The sequence below is a fragment of the Streptomyces hesseae genome (assembly GCF_031845785.1).
GTDB classification, from domain to species: domain Bacteria; phylum Actinomycetota; class Actinomycetes; order Streptomycetales; family Streptomycetaceae; genus Streptomyces; species Streptomyces hesseae.
Window position 1 is genome coordinate 137,599 of record NZ_JAVRFI010000016.1, and the last position, 19,873, is coordinate 157,471.

The 19,873-nt window shown below is 72.3% G+C and carries 17 protein-coding genes and 3 tRNA genes; 9 read left to right on the forward strand and 11 right to left on the reverse strand.

Features of this window, described 5'->3' with window-relative positions:
• Positions 1–125: 125 nt before the first annotated feature.
• Positions 126–1,373, reverse strand: coding sequence for an MFS transporter (locus RM609_RS23260; RefSeq protein WP_311613461.1), 1,248 nt, complete (start codon positions 1,371–1,373; stop codon positions 126–128).
• A 115-nt stretch (positions 1,374–1,488) separates the two neighbouring features.
• Between RM609_RS23260 and RM609_RS23265 the strand changes: the two genes are divergently transcribed.
• Positions 1,489–2,088, forward strand: a complete 600-nt coding sequence (locus RM609_RS23265; protein WP_311613462.1) for a TetR/AcrR family transcriptional regulator — start codon at positions 1,489–1,491, stop codon at positions 2,086–2,088.
• A gap of 101 nt (positions 2,089–2,189) precedes the next feature.
• Here the strand turns inward: RM609_RS23265 and RM609_RS23270 are convergent, their stop codons facing one another.
• A complete protein-coding gene (locus RM609_RS23270; RefSeq protein ID WP_311613463.1) occupies positions 2,190–6,911 on the reverse strand; it encodes a PAS domain-containing protein in 4,722 nt (1,573 codons plus the stop codon).
• 214 nt (positions 6,912–7,125) lie between these two features.
• Positions 7,126–7,587 (reverse strand): SSI family serine proteinase inhibitor, encoded by a 462-nt coding sequence (locus RM609_RS23275; protein ID WP_311613464.1) that lies wholly within the window; start codon positions 7,585–7,587, stop codon positions 7,126–7,128.
• 220 nt (positions 7,588–7,807) lie between these two features.
• Here RM609_RS23275 and RM609_RS23280 point away from each other — a divergent pair.
• The 3 genes from RM609_RS23280 to RM609_RS23290 all read left to right on the forward strand — a co-directional run bounded on the left by RM609_RS23280 (position 7,808) and on the right by RM609_RS23290 (position 8,299).
• Positions 7,808–7,898 (forward strand) — tRNA-Ser (locus tag RM609_RS23280).
• Positions 7,899–8,125: 227 nt separating this feature from the next.
• Positions 8,126–8,198 (forward strand) — tRNA-Arg (locus RM609_RS23285).
• Between the two features lie 27 nt (positions 8,199–8,225).
• Positions 8,226–8,299: transfer RNA gene (locus RM609_RS23290), tRNA-Met, on the forward strand.
• A gap of 49 nt (positions 8,300–8,348) precedes the next feature.
• On the opposite strand, the gene RM609_RS23295 is transcribed toward RM609_RS23290, so the two are convergent.
• Positions 8,349–9,263, reverse strand: coding sequence for a TIGR03620 family F420-dependent LLM class oxidoreductase (locus RM609_RS23295; protein WP_311613465.1), 915 nt, complete (start codon positions 9,261–9,263; stop codon positions 8,349–8,351).
• Positions 9,264–9,367: 104 nt separating this feature from the next.
• On the opposite strand from RM609_RS23295, the gene RM609_RS23300 reads away from it, so the two are divergent.
• The 3 genes from RM609_RS23300 (at position 9,368) to RM609_RS23310 (ending at position 12,624) form a co-directional block, all read left to right on the forward strand.
• The gene (locus RM609_RS23300) at positions 9,368–10,114 is read left to right on the forward strand and encodes a response regulator transcription factor (RefSeq protein ID WP_311613466.1); all 747 of its coding nucleotides are present in this window, start codon (positions 9,368–9,370) and stop codon (positions 10,112–10,114) included.
• Between the two features lie 136 nt (positions 10,115–10,250).
• Complete coding sequence (locus tag RM609_RS23305; protein ID WP_311613467.1) at positions 10,251–11,765, forward strand: MFS transporter; 1,515 nt, start codon at positions 10,251–10,253, stop codon at positions 11,763–11,765.
• 67 nt (positions 11,766–11,832) lie between these two features.
• Complete coding sequence (locus tag RM609_RS23310; RefSeq protein WP_311613468.1) at positions 11,833–12,624, forward strand: TetR/AcrR family transcriptional regulator; 792 nt, start codon at positions 11,833–11,835, stop codon at positions 12,622–12,624.
• Between the two features lie 214 nt (positions 12,625–12,838).
• Here the strand turns inward: RM609_RS23310 and RM609_RS23315 are convergent, their stop codons facing one another.
• Both RM609_RS23315 and RM609_RS23320 read right to left on the reverse strand, forming a co-directional pair.
• Positions 12,839–14,392 (reverse strand): MDR family MFS transporter, encoded by a 1,554-nt coding sequence (locus RM609_RS23315; protein WP_498073169.1) that lies wholly within the window; start codon positions 14,390–14,392, stop codon positions 12,839–12,841.
• Between the two features lie 104 nt (positions 14,393–14,496).
• Entirely contained in the window at positions 14,497–14,991 is a 495-nt protein-coding gene (locus RM609_RS23320; protein ID WP_311613470.1) for a MarR family winged helix-turn-helix transcriptional regulator, read from the reverse strand.
• Between the two features lie 190 nt (positions 14,992–15,181).
• Here RM609_RS23320 and RM609_RS23325 point away from each other — a divergent pair, with 190 nt between their 5' ends.
• On the forward strand, positions 15,182–15,418 hold the full coding sequence (locus tag RM609_RS23325) for a hypothetical protein (RefSeq protein WP_311613471.1): 237 nt from the start codon (positions 15,182–15,184) through the stop codon (positions 15,416–15,418).
• Positions 15,419–15,510: 92 nt separating this feature from the next.
• Here the strand turns inward: RM609_RS23325 and RM609_RS23330 are convergent, their stop codons facing one another.
• The 5 genes from RM609_RS23330 to RM609_RS23350 form a co-directional block, all read right to left on the reverse strand.
• Positions 15,511–16,053, reverse strand: a complete 543-nt coding sequence (locus RM609_RS23330) for a hypothetical protein (protein WP_311613472.1) — start codon at positions 16,051–16,053, stop codon at positions 15,511–15,513.
• Positions 16,054–16,100: 47 nt separating this feature from the next.
• Positions 16,101–16,934, reverse strand: coding sequence for an RNA polymerase sigma factor SigF (locus RM609_RS23335; protein ID WP_229358258.1), 834 nt, complete (start codon positions 16,932–16,934; stop codon positions 16,101–16,103).
• Between the two features lie 191 nt (positions 16,935–17,125).
• Complete coding sequence (locus RM609_RS23340) at positions 17,126–18,142, reverse strand: RNA polymerase sigma factor SigF (protein ID WP_438828508.1); 1,017 nt, start codon at positions 18,140–18,142, stop codon at positions 17,126–17,128.
• A 156-nt stretch (positions 18,143–18,298) separates the two neighbouring features.
• Positions 18,299–18,592, reverse strand: coding sequence for a Dabb family protein (locus RM609_RS23345; protein WP_311613473.1), 294 nt, complete (start codon positions 18,590–18,592; stop codon positions 18,299–18,301).
• A gap of 34 nt (positions 18,593–18,626) precedes the next feature.
• Entirely contained in the window at positions 18,627–18,788 is a 162-nt protein-coding gene (locus RM609_RS23350) for a hypothetical protein (RefSeq protein ID WP_164737664.1), read from the reverse strand.
• Between the two features lie 534 nt (positions 18,789–19,322).
• Here RM609_RS23350 and RM609_RS23355 point away from each other — a divergent pair.
• Positions 19,323–19,697 (forward strand): STAS domain-containing protein, encoded by a 375-nt coding sequence (locus tag RM609_RS23355; protein ID WP_311613474.1) that lies wholly within the window; start codon positions 19,323–19,325, stop codon positions 19,695–19,697.
• Positions 19,698–19,873 lie beyond the last annotated feature (176 nt).

Here is a 19,873-nt window from a genome sequence, read left to right on the forward strand (position 1 = left end):
TTCCCGGCGATTCTGCTGGCGTATCCGCCGGTAAGTCACTACTCGGAGGAAACGAGTCCGCCACACTCGGGGAACCGGGCGCCCTTCAGGTCACCGTCAGGCCACCGTCTGGTGGCGCCGTCGGACTATTCCTGCCCCTTTCGGGCGACCAGCAGCCCGCCCAGCCAGCCCGCCACGACCCACGCCGCCGCGATCGCGCAGACGCCCGGCCAGCCCCAGTGGTCGTGGGCCGGGCCCGCGAGGGCGGAGGCGGTGGCGCCGCCGATGAAGGCGGCGACGACGTAGGTGGTGTTGGCGACGGCCGGCTTGTCCGTCGCGGCCAGGGCGCGGGTCTGGTTGGCGACCTGGCCCGCCATGAGGCCCGCGTGGATGAGGACCGCGCCCGTGCACAGCGCCCACAGGGCGTGCCCGCCGAGCAGGAACAGCGGGACGGAGAGGGCCGTGAGCGCATAGGCGGCCGTGACGAGTCGCGGGGCGCCGAAACGGTCGACGAACGCGCCGGTGACCGGGCCGGCGACGGTCGAGACGAGCCCGAAGAGGCCGAACAGCCCGGCCGCGCCCAGGGACAGGCCGTACGGGCCGTCCGCGTCGGTCAGCAGCAGCGTCAGCGTCGTCCACAGCGCGCTCCACGCGCCGAACAGGCCCGCCTGGCGCATGCACGCGGCCCGCAGCCCGGCGGAGGAGGCGAAGAGGCCCGGCATCCCGGCGATCGCCTTGAAGGGGTTGGCCGCCGTACGCGGCCGGGTCTCGGCCGGGAGCATGACGGCGGTCAACAAGCCGACGGCCACGGTCAGTCCCGCCGCGCCGAAGAACACCGCGCGCCAGCCGAACGCCTGCGCGGCGAGCCCGCCGAGCACCCGCGCCGCGACGATGCCGGTGAACAGCCCCGCCACGACCGTCGACACATGCCGCGCGCGCCGGTCGGCGGGCGCGCGCTCGGCGACGAGCGGGACGAGCAGCTGCGGTACGACCGTGGCGGCGCAGGCCACCAGGACGGCCGCGGCCAGCGCCGGCAGCCCCGGGGCCAGCCCGGCGGCGACCAGCGCGACACCGGCCACGGCCGACAGGACGCCGACGAGCCGGCGCCGGTCGGCCGTGTCGCCGAGCGGGGCGAAGAGCAGCAGGCCGGCGGCGTAGCCGAGCTGGGCGATGGAGGCGATCCAGCCGGCCCCGGAGGGGGAGGCGCCGAAGTCCCGGGCGATGAGGCCGAGGAGCGGGGCGGCGAGGTAGATGTTCGCGGCGGTGACCGCCGTGCAGAGCGCGATCACGGCGAGCAGCAGGCCGCCGCCGGACGGGCGGGTGAGGGGTGGGGCGGTGTCGGTGGTGTCGGTGGTGTCCGTGGTGGGTGACTGCGACTGGGTGATGGTCGTCATCGGTGCGGCTGCTCCCCCGGGGCGTTTGTAACCAACTGGTTGGTTGAGGTGCGGGACGCACTGTCTCAAGCGCCTCCCGGCGCTGTCAACCAAATAGTTGGTTACTCTGTTCCCCATGGCAGGAGTCAGGGATCCCGAGGCCACCAAGGCCCGTATCTTCGAGGCGGCCACCGCCGAGTTCGCCGCGCACGGCATCGCCGGTGCCCGCATCGACCGCATCGCCCGCGAGGCGCGGGCGAACAAGCAGCTGATCTATGCCTACTTCGGCAACAAGGCCGAGCTCTTCTCCCAGGTGCTGGAGCGGCGGCTGATCGAGCTCGCCGCCGCCAACCCCGTCGACACCGAGGACCTCGACGGCTGGATCGACCGGCAGATGGCGTACCACGCCGAACACCCCGAGCTGATCAGGCTGGTCTTCTGGGAAGGGCTGGAGTACGGCACCGGCGGCATCCCGCACGAGCAGGAGCGCTCCGACCACTACAACCGCAAGGCCGCCGCCTTCGTGGAGGCCCAGGCCCGGGGCGAGATCGACGCGACGATCCCCGCGCCCGACCTGTTCTTCATGCTGATCGCCCTCGTCTCGTGGCCGACCGTCCAGCCGCAGATGCGGCGGATCCTGATCGGCGACACGGACGAGGACAGGGAGCGGCTGCGCGCGTCCGTCCGCACGGCCGCGCGCCGCCTCATCGGCCGGGAGACCCCGCCCGCCGGCTGAGCGCCCCGCGCGGCTGAGCGCACCGCTGGATCGCGATCCGGTCGCTGCGGGCCGGTGGGGGCTGGTCGCGCAGTTCCCCGCGCCCCTTACGGGGCTTCCGGCTAGTTCGTCCCGATCTTCGCCAGCAGGTCCACGATCCGTCCCTGTACCTCCGCGCTCGTCGAGCGCTCGGCGAGGAAGAGGACCGTCTCGCCCGAGGCGAGGCGCGGCAGCTGGGCCGGGTCGATGTCCGCCGAGGTGTAGACGACCAACGGCGTGCGGTTGAGCGCGCCGTTGCCGCGCAGCCAGTCGACGATGCCCGCGCGGCGGCGCCGCACCTGCATCAGGTCCATCACGACCAGGTTCGGCCGGGTCTGCGCGGCGAGCGTCACCGCCTCCGAGTCCGTCGCCCCGCACACCACGTGCATGCCGCGCCGCTCCAGCGTCGCGGTCAGCGCGTTGGCGATGGGCTCGTGCTCCTCGATCAGCAGCACCCGAGGCGGGTGCATCTCGCTGTCGCGCGGCGCGAGCGCTTTGAGCAGCACGGCGGGGTCGGCCCCGTAGGCGGCCTCCCGCGTCGCGTGCCCCAGCCCCGCCGTCACCAGCACCGGCACCTCGGCCGCGACCGCCGCCTCGCGCAGCGACTGGAGCGCGGTACGGGTGATCGGGCCGGTCAGCGGGTCGACGAACAGCGCCGCCGGGTAAGCGCTTATCTGCGCGTCCACCTCTTCGCGCGAGTGCACGATGACGGGGCGGTAGCCGCGCTCGGTCAGCGCCGCCTCCGTGGACTCGTCCGGGGCGGGCCACACCAGCAGCCGGCGCGGGTTGTCCAGCGGCTCCGGCGGCAGCTCGTCGTCCATCGGCGGCCGCACGGCCTCCACGACCTGCACGACCTCGACCGCGCCATTGGGACCGTCGAGCGGCTCGGGGCCCTCGGCGCCGTCGTCCGGCGCCCCTATGGCGAACGCGCGGCCTTCGGGCAGCCCGAGCGACTGCGGGCGGGCGGCGCCCTTCGGCGCGGGTGCGGGTGCGGGTGCCTGGGCGGGTGCCTGTGGCTGTGCGGCCTGCGCCTGCGCCTCGCGCTCGTTCTCGGCCGGGTTCGCCAGCTTGCGGCGGCGCCCGGAACCGACGGAGGGCGTCCCGGCGGCCGGGGTGTCCCCCGCGCCCGGGCCCTGCCCCAGCCTCCGCACGCTGATCGGCCGCGCGCCGGGCGCCCCGCCCGGCTCGCGCCCGGCCGCGCCGTGCTCCTCCGCGAGCGCGCGCCGCGCCCGGCGGCGCCCGGTGGGCGCCGGGGCCTCGCCGCCCTGCTCGGCGTCGTGCGCTTCGCGCGGCGCGGGCGCGCCCGCGAGGGCGAAGGGGCCGGAAACCGGGCCGGCCGGTGCCGCCGGCCCGCCGGGAGCCTGCTGGCTTTGATTTGTGCCGGACGCGTCCTGCGCTTGCTCGCCCGCCGGACCGGTCCGGACCCCGTCCGGCCCGTCGGCCCCCGGGACCCCGTGCCGGGCGCGGCCGCCGCCGGGCGTGCCGCCCTGACCGTCGTACGGGCCGGGGGCACCGGGTACGCCGTCGGTCACGCCGCCGCCGTCCTGCCGGACACCGCCGGGTCCACCGGCCTGACCGGCCTGACCGGGCCGGGCGTCGTGACCGTACGGGCCGCTGCCGGGGCCGCCGTGCGGCGCGTCGCCCTGGCCGGAGCCGTGGCCGGGCCGCCCGCCCGGAGCCGCGTTGCTGCCGCCGCCGTACGGGCCGGGGGCGTCGGGTGTGCCGGGGCCACTGTGCTGCGCGGCGCTGTTGGGCGTGCCGCCGCCCTGGCCGTCGGGGTGGCCGGGTGCAGCCTGCGCGCCGGGGGACCCGGGGCCGTTGGGGCGTGCGGTGCCGTCGGACGCGTCGCCCTGGGGGTTGGGGTAGCCGGGCATGGCGTGCGGGCCGGGGGTGCCGGGCCGCGCGTCGCCCTGCCGGGCGCTGTCGGGCGTGCCGGGGGTGCCGGGCCGCGCAACGCCGTTGGGCGTGCCGCCCATGCCGTCGGCGAAGCCGGGTACGGCCTGTCGGCCGCCGGGCCGTGCGGGGGCGTCCGGCGTGCCGCCGTGGTTGTCGGGATAGCCGGGCATGGCCGGCGTGCCGGGGCCGCCGTGCGGCGCGTCGCCCGGGCGGGCGCTGTTCGGGCCGCTGATCTGCCCGTCGGGGAAGCCGGGTGCGGTCTGCGCGCCCGCCGCCCCAGGGCCGCTGTGGCTCTGCCGGGCGTTGTCGGGGCTGCCGACCTGCCCGTCGGGAAAGCCGGGTGCGCCCTGTCGGCCGGGGACCCCCGGGCCGCTGTGGCGTGCGGGGCCGTCCGGTGTGCCGACCTGCCCGTCGAGGAACCCGGCTACGGCCTGCGCGCCCGGCGCCCCAGAGGCGTCGGGGTGTGCGGGGCCATCCGGTGCGCCGACCTGGCCGTCAGGGAAGCCGGGTGCGGTCTGTCGGCCGGGGGACCCGGGGCCGTCCGGTGCGCCTACCTGTCCGTTGGGGAAGCCGAGGGCCCCCGGGCCGTTGTGGCGCGCAACGTTGTCGGGCGCGTCGCCCTGTCCGTCGGCGAAGTCGGGTACGGCCTGCGTGTCTGCCGCCCCCGGGCTGCCGGGGCGTGCGGTGCCTTGTCCGCCGGGGAACCCAGGGATGGCCTGCCCGCCAGGGCCGCCGTCGCCGGGCGAGCCGTCCGTCGGGCCGGGGCGGTCTTCGGGGGCCGGGGGCTTGCGGTCGGCGTCGGCCGGGGGGAGGGCGAAGGCCGTGCGGGGGACGGACGGTTCGGTGGTGGTCTGGACGGGGATCTGGCCCTCCGGTGTCGCCTCCGCCACGGCGCGGCGGGCGCGGCGGCCCGTGGGCGCGGCGGCGGGGGCGCGGTCGGCCTCCGCCGGCGGCAGCGCGAAGACCGCGCGCGGCGCCTCGCCCGGCTCCGCCGGCGCGGCGGTCGCCTCGCGGCGCGCCCGGCGGCCGGTCGGCGTGCCCGTGGCCTGCGGCGGGACGAGTGCGGTGCCGGAACGCTCCGCCGACTCCTCCTCGGCGCGCGCCGGCCCCCGGCGGCGTCCCGTCGGCGCGGGCGCGGGAACGGGCACCGGAACGGCTCCGGCGGCCGCGCCGCCATCGCCGGGCGCCCTCTTGGCCGTGGCCTCGGCGGCACCCGGACCGCCCTCTGCCGCCCCGGCCTCCGGCTCCGCCGCGCCCCGCCGAGCCCGCCTGCCGTTGCCGCCGCCCTGTGGCCCGGTTTCATCCGCCGGCTCAGGCGGAGAAGACGGCGCCGCCGGGGCCTCGTCCGGGCTTGTGCCCCGGCCCCGCTGCGTCGGCATCGGCATGACCGTCGTCAGATTCTCCGTGTCCGGCCCGCGCCGCTCCGCGCCCGGCGGGACCGGGCCCGCGTCGGCCGCGACCGGCACCTCCAGGACGTACGCCTTGCCGCCCGACGACCCCGGCACGTCGTGCGTCTGGAGCACTCCGCCGTGGCGCCGGACGATGCCCCGCACCAGGGGGCCGTGGACCGGGTCGCCGCCGGGGAAGGGGCCGCGCACCTCGATGCGGACGACCTCCCCGCGCTGTGCCGCCGCGACGACGATCGTCGAGTCGCCGGAGCCCGTGCTGGAGGCCGTCGTGGCGCCCGTGGAGTCCACGCCCGCCACGTCCGCGATCAGATGGGCCAGCGCCTGCGCGAACCGTTCCGCGTCCACCTCGGCCTCGATGGCCGGCGCGTGCACGGCGAACTGCGCGCGGCCCGGGCCGATCAGCTCGATCGCACCGTCGACGCCCGCCGTGACGACCTCGTCGAGCGCGACCTTCTCCCGGACGAGCTTGTCCGTTCCCGAGTCGAGCCGCTGGTAGGCGAGGACGTTGTCGACGAGGGTCCGCATCCGGGCGTATCCGGCGGCGAGATGGTGGAGGATCTGGTTGGCCTCGGGCCACAGCTGGCCCGCCGGGTCGTCGGCCAGGGTGCCGAGTTCGGCGCGGAGCCGGCCGAGCGGGCCGCGCAGCGAGCCGTCGACCAGGTTCAGCAGCTGGGCGTGGCGCGCGGCCAGCGCGTCGTAGGGGCGGCGGTCGGTGAAGGTCATCACCGCGCCCACGAGTTGATCGCCGTCGCGCACCGGCGCGGTGGTGAGGTCGACGGGCACCGCGCGCCCGTCCTTCGCCCACAGCACCTGCCCGCGCACCCGGTGCTTGCGCCCGGAGCGCAGGGTGTCGGCGATGGGCGACTCGTCGTAAGGGAAGGGGGTGCCGTCCGGGCGCGAGTGGTGGATCAGGGAGTGGAGCTCACGGCCGCCGAGGTCGCTCGCGCGATAGCCGAGGATCTGCGCGGCGGACGGGTTGACGAGGACGACCTTGCCGGCGGTGTCGACGCCTACGACGCCCTCCGACGCCGCGCGCAGGATCATCTCGGTCTGGCGCTGCGAACGGGCCAGCTCGGCCTCGGTGTCCATGGTGCCCGTCAGGTCGCGGACGACCAGCATGAGGAGCTCGTCCTCATAGGAGGCGGAGGCGCTCGGCTCGGCGTACGGGGTGCGTCCGTCGAGATTGGCGCTGGTCACCTCGACGGGGAACTGGGTGCCGTCGGTGCGCCGGGCGATCATGCGGGTGGGCCTGGTGCGGCCGCCGTCCGGTTCGTTCCGGGGGGCCCGCAGGCCGCCGGGGATGCGCCGGGAGTCGAACTCCGGCAGAAGGTCGAGCAGACCGCGCCCGACGAGCCCGGTGCCGGGCACCTCGAAGGTCTCCAGCGCGATGTGGTTGGCGTTGACGACCGTGCCGTTGCAGTTGACGAGCAACAGCGCGTCGGGGAGGGCGTCGAGTATGGCTGCGAGGCGAGCAGCGCCTCGGGATGGCCTGCTGCTCACGACGACGCTTCCTCCCTGGTTACCGCACCTTGCCGACCGCTCCGGGCGGTTTTGCACCGCCTGCGGGGCCTGTCATCGAGGGGAAGTCTACGGGCTGCCGTGGTGGGCGCTACTGCGGATGACGGGTGTGCCGGGAGGTTCCGGTAAGCCTCTCCGGGGCGTCTCGGGCAGGCCGGACATGCCCCTCGTGTCCCTCTTCGTGGGGACGTTCCGGTCAGGCCGGAGAACTCCTCACGGGTGCTTTCTTCGGCGAGCCCTTCGACTCACCGAACACAGTGGAGAATCGGTTCCAGCGGGCCATCTCGCAGCCGTTCGCCTTGCTGAAGTCCGCGTTCACCGGCCGTCCGGCCCACGTTCCGCTTACGTGCGCGTGGTCCGGCCCGCCGTAGACCATCGTGCAGTCCGAGCCCTTGGGTACGGGTGCGAAGAGGTCCTTCCCCCAGGTCGTCTGTCCGTCCAGCTGGTCGCAGGCCTCCTTGGCGTGCGGATGGGTGCCGCCGGCCGGGTGGCAGTAGAGCTCGTATCTGCCGTCGTGGCCGCCGGTGTCGGTCATGGTGACCGTGAGGTGGTCGGCGGAGCGGTCCAGACCGTCCAGCGGGATCGGGGCGGCCGAGGCGGCCGGCGCGAGGAGCACGGGCGCCAGGGCGGCGGCGAGGGCGAGGCGGCGGAGCGGCATTCGGGGGACTCCCGGGGTGTGAGCGAACGCGGGGCCGGGCGGCCGGATCGCCCGGCCGGACCCCTCACCCGCACTAACGCTCCGGAGCGCCCCGCGTTGCGCGCCGCGAACGCCTTTGCTCCGGACACCTGTCGCCCGGTACCGTAGGGGTGCGATTGGTGACCGGCCGCAAGGTTGTGTCATCATCTGCAAGCACCCCTGGCGCACGCGCGAGGGGGGAGGAGGCGTCGCCTAGTCCGGTCTATGGCGCCGCACTGCTAATGCGGTTTGGGACTTAAATCCCATCGAGGGTTCAAATCCCTCCGCCTCCGCAGTAACCGTGAGCCCCGGTCGTCCCAGGACGGCCGGGGCTTTCGCGTATCCGCCGTGAATCGGCCGGGTATCCGCCGGCCGATCTTCCCGGGCCCCGCCCAACGACCTTGAAAAACGTCGTTTCCGCAGGTCAGAGGGGTCGCGGGCAATGGATTTCGTCTGGCGGCGAGGTTCATGTAATGTTGTCCACGCAACGCCGACCGGCAAGAAAACGCCGGGAAGCCGAGCGCTCGTAGCTTAACGGATAGAGCACTTGACTACGGATCAAGAGGTTGCAGGTTCGAATCCTGCCGAGCGCACTGTCGGAAGATTCGTCTTCCGTCCGTCGCGGGGTGGAGCAGCTCGGTAGCTCGCTGGGCTCATAACCCAGAGGTCGCAGGTTCAAATCCTGTCCCCGCTACTAAGTCCGAAGGCCCGGTACGTTCTCGTACCGGGCCTTCGGCGTTCCCTCAGCCCTTCAGCGGCAGGGCCTCGGCCAGCGTGCGCCACTCCGCGAGCGCGAGAGTGTCGCGCCGGGGGTCCCGCTCCGGGTCGAGGACGACCTGGACGGCCAGGTGGTCGGCGCCCGACGCCAGGAACTCGTCGACCCGGGCCCTGATCGCCTCCGCGTCGCCGAGGGCGAAGAGCGCGTCGACGAGCCGGTCGCTGCCGCCTCCTCCGAAGTCCTCCTCAGTGAAGCCGAGCCGCAGCAGGTTGTTGGCGTAGTTGGGCATCGGCAGATAGAAGGACAGATATGCGCGGGCGGTCTCCCGGGCCCGGGCCACGTCCGGGTCGAGGACGACCTTCAGCTCGGGCGCCAGGACCGCGCCCTCGCCCAGCCGCTCCCGTGCCTGGGCGGTGTGCCCGGCGGTGACGAGATAGGGGATGGCGCCCGCCGCGCGTTCCGCCGCCAGCGCCACCATCTTCGGGCCGAGCGCGGCCAGCATCCGCTGCTCGGCGGGGAGCGGGACGGGGGCGGTGTCGAGGGCGGTCAGATACTCCTTCATCGCGGAGTACGGGCGGGCGTAGGCGTCGGACTTATGGGCGTGGCTGGCACCCAGGCCCAGCCGGAAGCGCTCGCGCCGGCCCGGCTCCAGCGCGGCGTACGCGGCGGCGACCTCGGTGGCGGTGTGGTCCCAGATGCTGAGGATGCTGGTGCCGACGGTGATGCGCTCGGTCGCGGCCAGCAGATGCCCGGCCTGGTCCACGGACGGGTTGCCGCCGATCCAGAGCGTGCCGTAGCCCAGCTCGTCCAATTCGGCCGCCGCCTCCTGGACTTCGCCGAGCCGGGCGGGGTCGTCCACGCGCAGGCCGACGCTCCAGATGCCGATGGTGCCGAGCGACTCGGCCGCGCCATTGGTGCAATGATCATTAAGGGGTGCCATGGCGACGGCAACCGGAGGTTCCTTCCGGATATTCCCGGCCGATTCTCAGACGATTCACAGAGTCCCGAAAGAGCGCTCTCACGCGCCCGTTCCACCATCGGCGCATGACCATCGCCTCGCCCTACGGGCGTACTCAGTCGCAGCACGCCGACGGAAGCGCCGTACGCGTCCTGGTCGTCGACGCCGAGTCCTCGCTCGCCGACCTCCTCTCCCTCGCGCTGCGCTACGAGGGCTGGGAGGTCCGGGCCGCCGCCGACGGCGCCGAAGCGGTCCGCTGTGCCCGGGAGTTCCGGCCGGACGCCGTGGTCCTGGACATGGCGCTCCCCGACATGGACGCGCTGACGGCACTGGGCCTGCTGCGGCGCGAACGGCCCGGTGTGCCGGTGCTGTTCCTCACCGGCGGGGACACCGCCGAGGACCGCGTCGCGGGGCTCACCGCCGGCGGTGACGACCATGTGACCAAGCCGTTCGGCCTGGAGGACGCCGTCGCCCGGCTGCGCGGACTGCTGCGCCGCTCGCGCGCCGCCGCGCCGCGCGGGGAGTCCGTGCTGATCGTGGGGGACCTGGTTCTCGACGAGGACAGCCGAGAGGTCTCCCGGGGCGGTACGGAGATCCACCTCACCGCCACCGAGTTCGAGCTGCTGCGCTTCCTGATGCGCAACCCCCGGCGGGTGCTCAGCAAGCCGCAGATCCTCGACCGCGTCTGGTCGTACGACTTCGGTGGGCAGGCCAACGTCGTCGAGCTCTACATCTCCTATCTGCGCCGCAAGATCGACGCCGGCCGGCCGCCGATGATCCACACCCGGCGGGGCGCGGGCTACCTCATCAAGCCGGGGACGGCGGCCGCGTAAGGCTCTCGAAGCGGGACTCTCGAGGCAGGGCTCTCAAAAAACCGCCTTGTACGGCGTATAGCTCCTCCTGTACGGTGTACGACGAAAGCCAGTCGTACACCGTACAAGGCCATACGCCGTACAGGGGGGAATCCATATGACCGCGACCGCGGCGGAAACGCCATCGCCCAGCACCGCAGCCGACGGGAAGCCGCAGCGCCATCCCACGCGCTGGTTGGTGCTCGGCGTCATCTGTCTCGCCCAGCTCACCGTGCTCCTGGACAACACCGTCCTCACGGTCGCGATCCCCTCCCTCACCGAGGAGATGGGCGCCTCGACCGCCGACATCCAGTGGATGATCAACGCCTATTCGCTGGTCCAGGCGGGCCTGCTGCTCACCGCGGGCAGCGCCGCCGACCGCTACGGGCGCAAGAAGCTCCTCGCCGCCGGACTCGCCCTCTTCGGCCTCGGCTCGCTCTTCGCGTCGCTGTCCGAGACCACGGGCCAGCTGATCGCCGCCCGCGCGGGCATGGGCATAGGCGGCGCGCTGCTGATGACGACCACCCTGGCCGTCGTCGTGCAGGTCTTCGCCGAGGACGAGCGCCCCAAGGCCATCGGCCTGTGGGGAGCGGTGAGCTCGCTCGGCTTCGCCGGCGGTCCGATCGTCGGCGGTGCCCTGCTCAACCACTTCTGGTGGGGCTCGATCTTCCTGATCAACCTGCCGGTCGCCGCGCTCGGCCTGGTGGCCGTGCTCAAGTGGGTGCCCGAGTCCAAGAACCCCTCGGGTGACCGGCCCGACCTGCTCGGCGCGCTGCTGTCCACGATCGGCATGACCGGCGTCGTCTTCGCCATCATCTCCGGTCCCGCCCACGGCTGGACCTCCGCCCGGGTGCTCGTCGCGGCCTTCGTCGGCCTGGTCACGCTGGCCTTCTTCGCTGTGTGGGAGCGCCGCTGCCCGTCCCCGATGCTCGACATGCACTTCTTCCGCAACAGCCGCTTTGTCGGCGCGGTCTCGGGCGGCATCCTCGTCGCCTTCGGCATGGGCGGTTCGTTCTTCCTGCTCGGCCAGCACCTCCAGCTGGTCCTCCACTACGACCCGCTGGAGACCGGTCTGCGGATGACGCCGCTGGCCCTGGTCATCGTCGTCCTCAACTTCACCGGCGTCGGCGCCCGGCTGCTGCCGAGGATCGGCACCCCGGCCGCCATCGGCGGCGGCATGGGCCTGCTGGCCGCCGGTCTGGCCTCCATCGCCGTCCTGGGCGCGCACGGCTACGGCGGGATGCTGCTGGGCCTGATCCTCATGGGCGTCGGCATCGCGATCTCCATGCCCGCGATGGCCAACGCCGTCATGTCCGCCATCCCGCCGGAGAAGGCGGGCATCGGCGCCGGCGTCAACGGCACGCTCCAGGAGACGGGCAACGGTCTCGGCGTCGCCGTGCTCGGCGCGGTGCTCAACTCCCGCTTCGCCGCACTCGTCCCGGCCGTCGCCGCCGGTGCGGGCTCGCTGCCCGAGGCGCTCGGCCACGCCCGTACGGCGGCGGACCGCACCGCCGTCGAGGACGCCTTCGCCTCCGGTGTGCAGGCCAGCCAGCTCGTCGGCGCGGCCGCCGTGCTCGCGGGCGGCATCGTGGCGGCGGTCCTGCTCCGCCGGGCGGAACGGCAGCAGGCGTAGCCGTAACCGGAATGGCGTGGACGTAGCATGCGAGGTGTACTGACCAGTGGAAAGAGGGGGAGCCGGGATGGCTAGCGGAGGCCGCGCGAACGATTCCCGGCTCAGTGTGTGGCTGACCGACAAGCCCCGTCGCAAGGCCGACGGCCAGACCGGCGAGGGCGCGCTCGACCTGGAGCGGATCGTCACCACGACCGTGCGGATGCTCGACACCGACGGGATGGCGAAGTTCTCGATGCGCCGCCTCGCCGCGGAGCTGGGCGTGACCGCCATGTCGGTCTACTGGTACGTCGACACCAAGGACGGACTGCTGGAGCTCGCCGTCGACCACGTCAGCGGCGAGCTGGACCTGCCCGACCTGGCCGACGAGACGGCCGACTGGCGCGCCCAGCTCCGCGACCTGGCCGTCCAGTACCGGCGCGTCCTCGTCGCCCACCCCTGGATGCCGCGGCTGCTCGGCCAGTACCTCAACGTGGGGCCGAGCGCGCTGGCCTTCTCCGAGGCCACGCTGACCGTCATGCGCCGCAGCGGGGTGGCCCCGCACGCGATGACCGGCGCGATCTCGGCCCTCTTCCAGTTCGTCTACGGATTCGCGGCCGTCGAGGGCATGTACAAGGAGCGCTGCCGAGAGCAGGGGCTCACCGAGGACGAGTACTACCAGCGGGTCGTCGAGGCGTTCGCGCAGCGCAGGGAGACCACGGAGCCGTACGAGGAGGTGACGGAGGTCGTGGAGAAGCGGACGGCCCAGCACGAGGGGGGTACGGCGGGGATGTGGGAGCACGATTTTTCGTTCGCGCTCGACACGGTTATCGCCGGGATCGAGGTCATGCGGGACCGCTCGCGCGGGGCGACCCAGTCCTGAGGGGGTGCGCCCCGACCCACGACGCACTCCGCGGAAAAAGTTGCGGCCCCGGTCGGGGGCGCGTGCTCAGGCCGTCCCCTGCCTGTGTGAGCACGCGCCCCCGCCGGGGCCGTGTGCCCGGGGACCGTTCATGCCGTTCCGGTCCGTCCGGGCGACCGGCCTCCGGGGGCGACGCACTCCGCTCATGGCGCGCGCCCCCGTCGGCCGGGGTTCGTCAGCCGGCCTTCCCGGCCGGCTCGGAGGCGGCGGTCGCCGCCCCGGGGGTGCCCTTCAGCGCGACCTCCTTGATGAAGAGCGTCACGATGAAGGCGATCAGCGCACACGGCGCCGCGTAGAGGAAGACATCCGCGATGCCGTGCCCGTACGCGCTCTCCATGACCGTGCGGAGCGGCGCCGGCAGGGACTTGAGGTCCGGGATGCCACCGCCGCCCGTACCGCCGTGGCCCATGGCCGCCGCGGCCTTCGGGCCGAGCGCGGTGAGGCCGTCCTTCACATAGTCCGGCACCCGGCTGGCGAGCACCGCGCCCAGCGCGGAGACACCCACCGCACCGCCCAGGGAGCGGAAGAAGGTGACGACGGAGCTGGCGGCGCCGAGGTCCTTCGGCTCGACCTGGTTCTGCGAGGCGAGCACGAGGTTCTGCATCATCATGCCGATGCCGAGGCCCATGAGCACCATGTAGATGGCGAGGTGCCAGTACGGGGTGTCGTAGCGCATCGTGCCGAGCAGGCCCAGACCGGCGGTGAGCAGGACGCCACCGCTGAGCAGCCAGGCCTTCCAGCGACCGGTCTTGGTGATGATCTGACCGGAGACCGTCGACGAAACGAAGAGACCGGCGATCATCGGGATCGTCAGCACACCGGACATCGTCGGCGACTCGCCGCGCGCCAGCTGGAAGTACTGCGAGAAGAAGACCGTGCCGGCGAACATCGCCACACCCACGAAGAGGCTCGCGAGCGAGGACAGGGCGATGGTCTTGTTGCGGAAGAGCCGCAGCGGAATGATCGGTTCGGCGGCCTTCGACTCCGTCAGGAGGAAGAGCGCGGCGAGCACGATCGAGCCGCCGACCATCGCGGCGGTCTGCCAGGAGATCCAGTCGTAGTCCTTGCCCTTGCCGGCCCGGGTGACCCAGATCAGCAGCAGGGTGACGGAGGCGGTGATGAAGAGGGCGCCCAGCCAGTCGACCTTGACGTCACGCTTGACGACGGGCAGCTTCAGCGTCTTCTGAAGGACGATCAGCGCGATGACCGCGAACGGTACGCCGACGTAGAAGCACCAGCGCCAGCCGAGCCAGCTGGTGTCGGTGATGACACCGCCGAGCAGCGGGCCGCCGACGGTCGCCACGGCGAAGGTCGCGCCGAGGTAGCCGCTGTAACGGCCGCGCTCACGCGGGGAGATCATCGCGGCCATGACGATCTGGGCCAGGGCGGACAGACCGCCCACGCCTATGCCCTGGACGACACGGCAGGCGATGAGCATGCCGGTGTTCTGCGACAGACCGGCCACGACCGAGCCGGCCACATAGACGACCAGCGCCAGCTGCACCAGCAGCTTCTTGCTGAAGAGGTCGGAGAGCTTGCCCCAGAGCGGGGTGGACGCGGTCATCGCCAGGAGCGAGGCCGTGACGACCCAGGTGTAGGAGGACTGGCTGCCGTGGAGGTCGTGGATGATCTCGGGCAGGGCGTTGGAGACGATCGTCGAGGAGAGGATCGCGACGAACATGCCGAGCAGCAGCCCGGAGAGCGCTTCCATGATCTGGCGGTGCGTCATGGGCGCCGCGTCGGTGGGGGCTCCGACGGTCGCCGGGGCTCCAGAGGCGTCCCGCACACCTGCCGGTGAGGACTTGGCCATGGACTTCCTTTCTCGCTTGGTGGTCAGACGGGTGTACGGGTGGTGGATTCGGCGCCGGACGGGCCGCCGGAGTGGTGGTACTGCCGCGACCGGCAGTCGCCGAAGCTGTCGCGGAGTCGCGTCATCAGGCCGATGAGGTGGCCGACGTCGTCGTCGGACCAGTCCTGGAGGGCGTGGGCGAGCGCGTCCGTGTACCGCGCGGAGACCTCGTCCAGCAGCTCCTGGCCGCTGGCGGTGAGGCTCAGCAGCCGGGACCGCTTGTCGAGCGGGTCCGGCTGCCGTTCGAGCCAGCCGCGCTCGGCGGCGTAGGCGACATGCCGGCTGGTCACCGAGGCGTCGATGGACAGCAGCTCGCCGAGGCGGCTCATCCGCATCTCCCCGTGCTGCTTCAGCAGGGTGAGCATGATGGCCGTGGCCGGGGAACAGTCCGGCGGCAGGACGCGGCTCAGACCGCGCTTCACCGCGCCGATGGCGCTCAGCTGGCGCGCCAGCTCCTCGTACTGCTCCTGTGCGGCCATGGGCCTCGGCTCCCGGGTGCCATTCGCTCGACGGTTTAGGTTGCTCTGGGCAACCATAGGGAAGATTGGTTGCTGAAGGCAAATGAAAAATGGGATTATCGGGTAAAAGGAGACCCAAGGGTTCTTCGGGCGGGCGTAAAGGGGCGGCCCGGCGGGCGCGGCGGCACGGGCTTTCGCTAGGGTCCCGCCCATGGCCAACCCTCAGCAGAACCCCGGTGGCGAGTACGACCCCGCGGGTAGCACGCAGATGTTCCGAGCGTTCGTGGCCGAGGACGGCGCCGACGTGGCGCCCGTGGCCGCCCCCGGCGGGGGGCGCGCGGCGGCGCGGCGGGCGAAGTCCTCTTCCGGGCCGAGTGCCGGGCTGATCGTCGGGGTGATCGTCGCGATCGTGCTCGTCGCCGGGGCGGCCTGGCTAGCGCTGGGCTGAGTTCTCCCCGGCCCCGCCCTTTCACCGTTTCCCGGGGCTCCGCCCCCGGACCCCCGCTCCTCAAACGCCGGAGGGGCTGATTCGGTCCGCGTCTATGTCCATGTCGCCCTGACCTCGCGGGTTTCGATCCGCATCCCCGGCAGGACCCGCCGTGCGTCGACGCACACCTTCCAGGTGTCCTCCGCCCGGCCGCCCGGGGCTATCGGGGACGGGAGGGCTTGGATGGAGGGGATCGTCGCCCGGTCGATGCCGGTTTTCCCCAGGATGTGGACGGTCAGGGTGACCGTGCCGGAGGCGATCGCCGTGCCGCCGGTGTTGGCGAAGGCGAGGGTGACGCGCTCGCACCAGCGCTCGTCGGCCGGTTCGCGGCGCGGTTCGCTCATGATGAGTGCGGGGGCCGGCCGTCGTGGCGATCGTGAAGGGGACGCGCCGGCCGTGGGACTCGGGCGTGGGCTCGGGGCGGGGAGCGGGATGAGCTCCACGCCGCCCTTGGGCGGTACGGCGTGACCGGCCGCTCCTGTGGTGCCGGGTCCGGCGGCCCCCGTGGCGACGCGGCCCTCGCGATCGCCGCCGCCGCAGCCCGCCGTGGCGAGCGTGCCCACCGCAACCAGGCAGACGAGCGTCTTCCGTCGCATCGGCCCAGTTTCGCTGACGATTCGTCAGCTTGTATACGCCCGGGGCGTCAGTCGGCGATGAGGCCTTCCCGTAGCTGGGCCAGCGTGCGGGTCAGCAGCCGGGAGACGTGCATCTGGGAGATGCCGACCTCCTCGCCGATCTGCGACTGCGTCATATTGGCGAAGAACCGCAGCATGATGATCTGACGTTCGCGCTGGGGCAGCTTCGCCAACAGGGGCTTGAGTGACTCGCGGTACTCCACGCCCTCGAGCGCCGTGTCCTCGTAGCCCAGTCGGTCGGCCAGGGAGCCCTCGCCGCCGTCGTCCTCGGGGGAGGGGGAGTCCAGCGAGCTCGCCGTGTAGGCGTTGCCCACGGCCAGGCCGTCGACGACGTCCTCCTCGGAGACGCCGAGGCACACCGCCAACTCCGGGACGGTGGGCGAGCGGTCGAGCTTCTGGGCGAGCTCGTCGCTGGCCTTGGTGAGGGCGAGGCGCAGCTCCTGGAGGCGGCGCGGGACGCGCACGGACCAGCTGGTGTCCCGGAAGAAGCGTTTGATCTCACCGACCACCGTGGGCATCGCGAACGTCGGGAATTCGACACCCCGTTCGCAGTCGAAGCGGTCGATCGCCTTGATCAGCCCGATGGTGCCGACCTGGACGATGTCCTCCATGGGTTCGTTGCGGCTGCGGAAGCGGGCCGCGGCGTACCGCACGAGGGGGAGGTTGAGCTCGATCAGGGTGTCGCGGACGTAGGTGCGCTCGGCACTGTCCCGGTCGAGCGCGGCCAGCCGCAGGAAGAGGGAGCGGGAGAGGGTGCGGGTGTCGATGGCTTCACAGTCGTCGAGCACGGCGTGCGGTGCGTCGTTGGCGAGCACCTTCGCGCTGCCCAGGTCTACGGACATGCCACCCCCTTGAGGTCGCGGACGGATCACAGCGGCACCCTCGTGCGAGGGGCCTTCAGCCTCCACCTGAATACCGGAGGCTGCGCTGTGGCAAACGCAGTTCCAGCAGAATGTCACATGTCGGCAACACGCTGTAGCGTCAAGTCGATTTATCTTCCCCATGACCTCGGGGGAGGGGTCACCCGCGAGGGTTAGGCGTCGATTCGATTTGCGGAACGCAGCCTGGCGAAGCTTCGTGAGAGTAGCCGGGACACATGCATCTGTGACACCCCCAGCTCCGCGCTGATCTGCGACTGCGTCAAATTGCTGTAGTAGCGCAGCAGGAGGATCCGCTGTTCCCGCTCAGGAAGCTGTACGAGCAGATGGCGTACGAGATCACGGTGTTCGACCCCGGCGAGGGCGGGGTCCTCGTAGCCGAGGCGATCCAGCAGGCCGGGCAGGCCGTCGCCCTCCTGGGCGGCCTCCAGGGAGGTGGCGTGATACGAACGGCCGGCCTCGATGCAGGCCAGCACCTCCTCCTCGGCGATCTTCAGCCGGTCGGCGATCTCGGCGGTGGTGGGGGACCGGCCGTGGAGCACCGTCAGGTCCTCGGTGGCGCCGTTGACCTGCACCCACAGCTCGTGGAGGCGGCGCGGGACGTGCACGGTGCGGACGTTGTCGCGGAAGTACCGCTTGATCTCGCCGACGACGGTCGGCATCGCGAAGGTGGGGAACTGGACACCGCGGTCGGGGTCGAAGCGGTCGATGGCGTTGATGAGACCGATGGTGCCGACCTGGACCACGTCCTCCATGGGCTCGTTGCGGCTGCGAAAACGCGCCGCGGCGTACCGCACGAGGGGGAGGTTGGCTTCGATCAGGGCGGCGCGCACGCGGGCGTGCTCGGGAGTGCCGGGTTCCAGGGTGACGAACTCCTTGAAGAGCACCTGGGTCAGGGCCCTGGCGTCGGCTCCCCGGCCCTCCCGGGTACGGGGGCCGCGTACGGCGCCGGGCTCGCCGGGCCGGCCGTCCTCGTCGGCGTCGTGGGCCCCGGCGGGCCCGAGGTCGTCGGGGAGGCTGTCGGGGATGTCGCGGACGTCTGTGACGGCGTCCGTGACGGCGTCCGTAACGGCGTCGGTGACGCGGTCGGCGGCAGGGGCGGTGACGCGGTCGGTTTCGTCGGTGGACTTGTCGCGTCGGAGGGGGGCTTCGGGCGCTGTACGGGCCGGCATGGTCACCACCCCTTCGCGGTCAAAATCGATCAACTCATCCGGCAAAAGCGGTCATAGCATCACAAGACATGTCCGTAGTGTGCAAGCACCGCATAGCGCCGTGTTGGCGACAAAAAACACCCCTCGCCTGGGAGGCGAGGGGTGTCGGAGGGGGTGTCAGAACGAGTAGTCGGCGATCACCCAGGTCGCGAATTCGCGCCACTGGGCGACGCCCGCCTGGTGGGCGGGGTGCTCCAGATACCGCTGGAGCGCGTCGGTGTCCTCGACCGAGCAGTTGATGGCGTAGTCGTAGGCGATCGGCCGGTCGGAGATGTTCCAGGCGCACTCCCAGGAGCGCAGCTCGGGAATGGCGCCTTCCAGCTCCTCGAACGCCTGCACACCGGCGGCGACGCGCGGGTCGTCGCGATCGACGCCCTCGTTGAGCTTGAACAGGACGAGATGACGGATCACTGGTGCCTTCTTCGCCGGTCGGGTCGGTAGCGGGTCAGCTGACGAGCTGGGTCATGAACTCGCCGATGTTCATGGCGGCGTCCGAGATCCCCTGGAACCCTATCTGGACCAGCTCGGCCGACCGGGCGGGGGAATGGATGATCGTGTACGCCACGAAGATGCCGAGACCCCAGAGCACGACCTTCTTTGTCTGCACGATGACGCCCTGCCTCCCCTGTGGCCCGCCTTGATCGCGAGAGTCTATCCGCGCAAACGTACGAGGGAATGAATGGCCGAAAATCATGGCGCGGTGTGGACCGTTTCACACCCCTCACACGGACTTTAAGGACTTTGGACCCTGCAAGCCGGGCCCTTCGGCCGACTCCGGCGCTCGCGCCGGGGCGGAGGATGGAGGGGCGGTTCACGGATCTGGCAGGAATCTCGTGGACCAGGGATACGGACCTCACTGCGGGGTCCGGGCCGTGCGAATCCCCCCGACCGCGGCCCGTACTTGGAGGCCGTGTCCTCGTCGGGGGAAGCGGCTGTCCCCCCGATGCCGCTTCCCCCGTCCCAGCTTTGCCGGAAGCCCCGGCTCCGGACCATCGCGCACACAGCGGTCCGGGGCCGGGGCTTCCGTGCTGTCGCCGCTGTCGCCCTGGGAAACGCCGGATCACGGCTGGGCCTCAGAGGTGAAATCGGCCCACGGCCGGGGCACCAGAAAGGCACACGATGTGCCCGATGAGGGAGGGCGGTGAGGTTCGCCATGGGCGTGTACGAGCTCGCCTTCACCATGCGGGAACGCGTGGCCGGGGGAACGGTCGTCATGGAACTGACCGGTGAGATCGACATCCTGGCCGAGCAGACGCTGGGGCAGCGGATGGAGGCCGTCGCGGCGCGCTGCCGCGGTGAGCTGGTCCTCGATCTGCGCGGGGTGACCTTTCTGGACGCCAGCGGGGTGCGGCTGTTGTTGCGGGTCCGCGCGCGTGCGGTGCGGTGCGGGGCGGGGTTGCGGGTTGTGCGGGGTGGGGCGATGGTGTCGAAGGTGATCCGGATCGCCGGGGTCGAGCCGGCGTTCGCGTGGCTGGAGGAGTTTCCGCCGGCGGCGGTTGGCAGTGTGCCGGCGTGACCGCACCCCGCGGGGGGTTCCGTGGACTTTCCGGCGCCCGCCGGTGGGGGTTTCCCGCGCCTTCGGCGCGGGTTTCGCCCACCCGCCCGCCCGATTGCCCGGCACGGATTGCCCGGCCAAAGACGGCCTGGGGGTAGTGACGTGAGGGGGCGGGGTGGGGTGGACGGGCCCTGGTA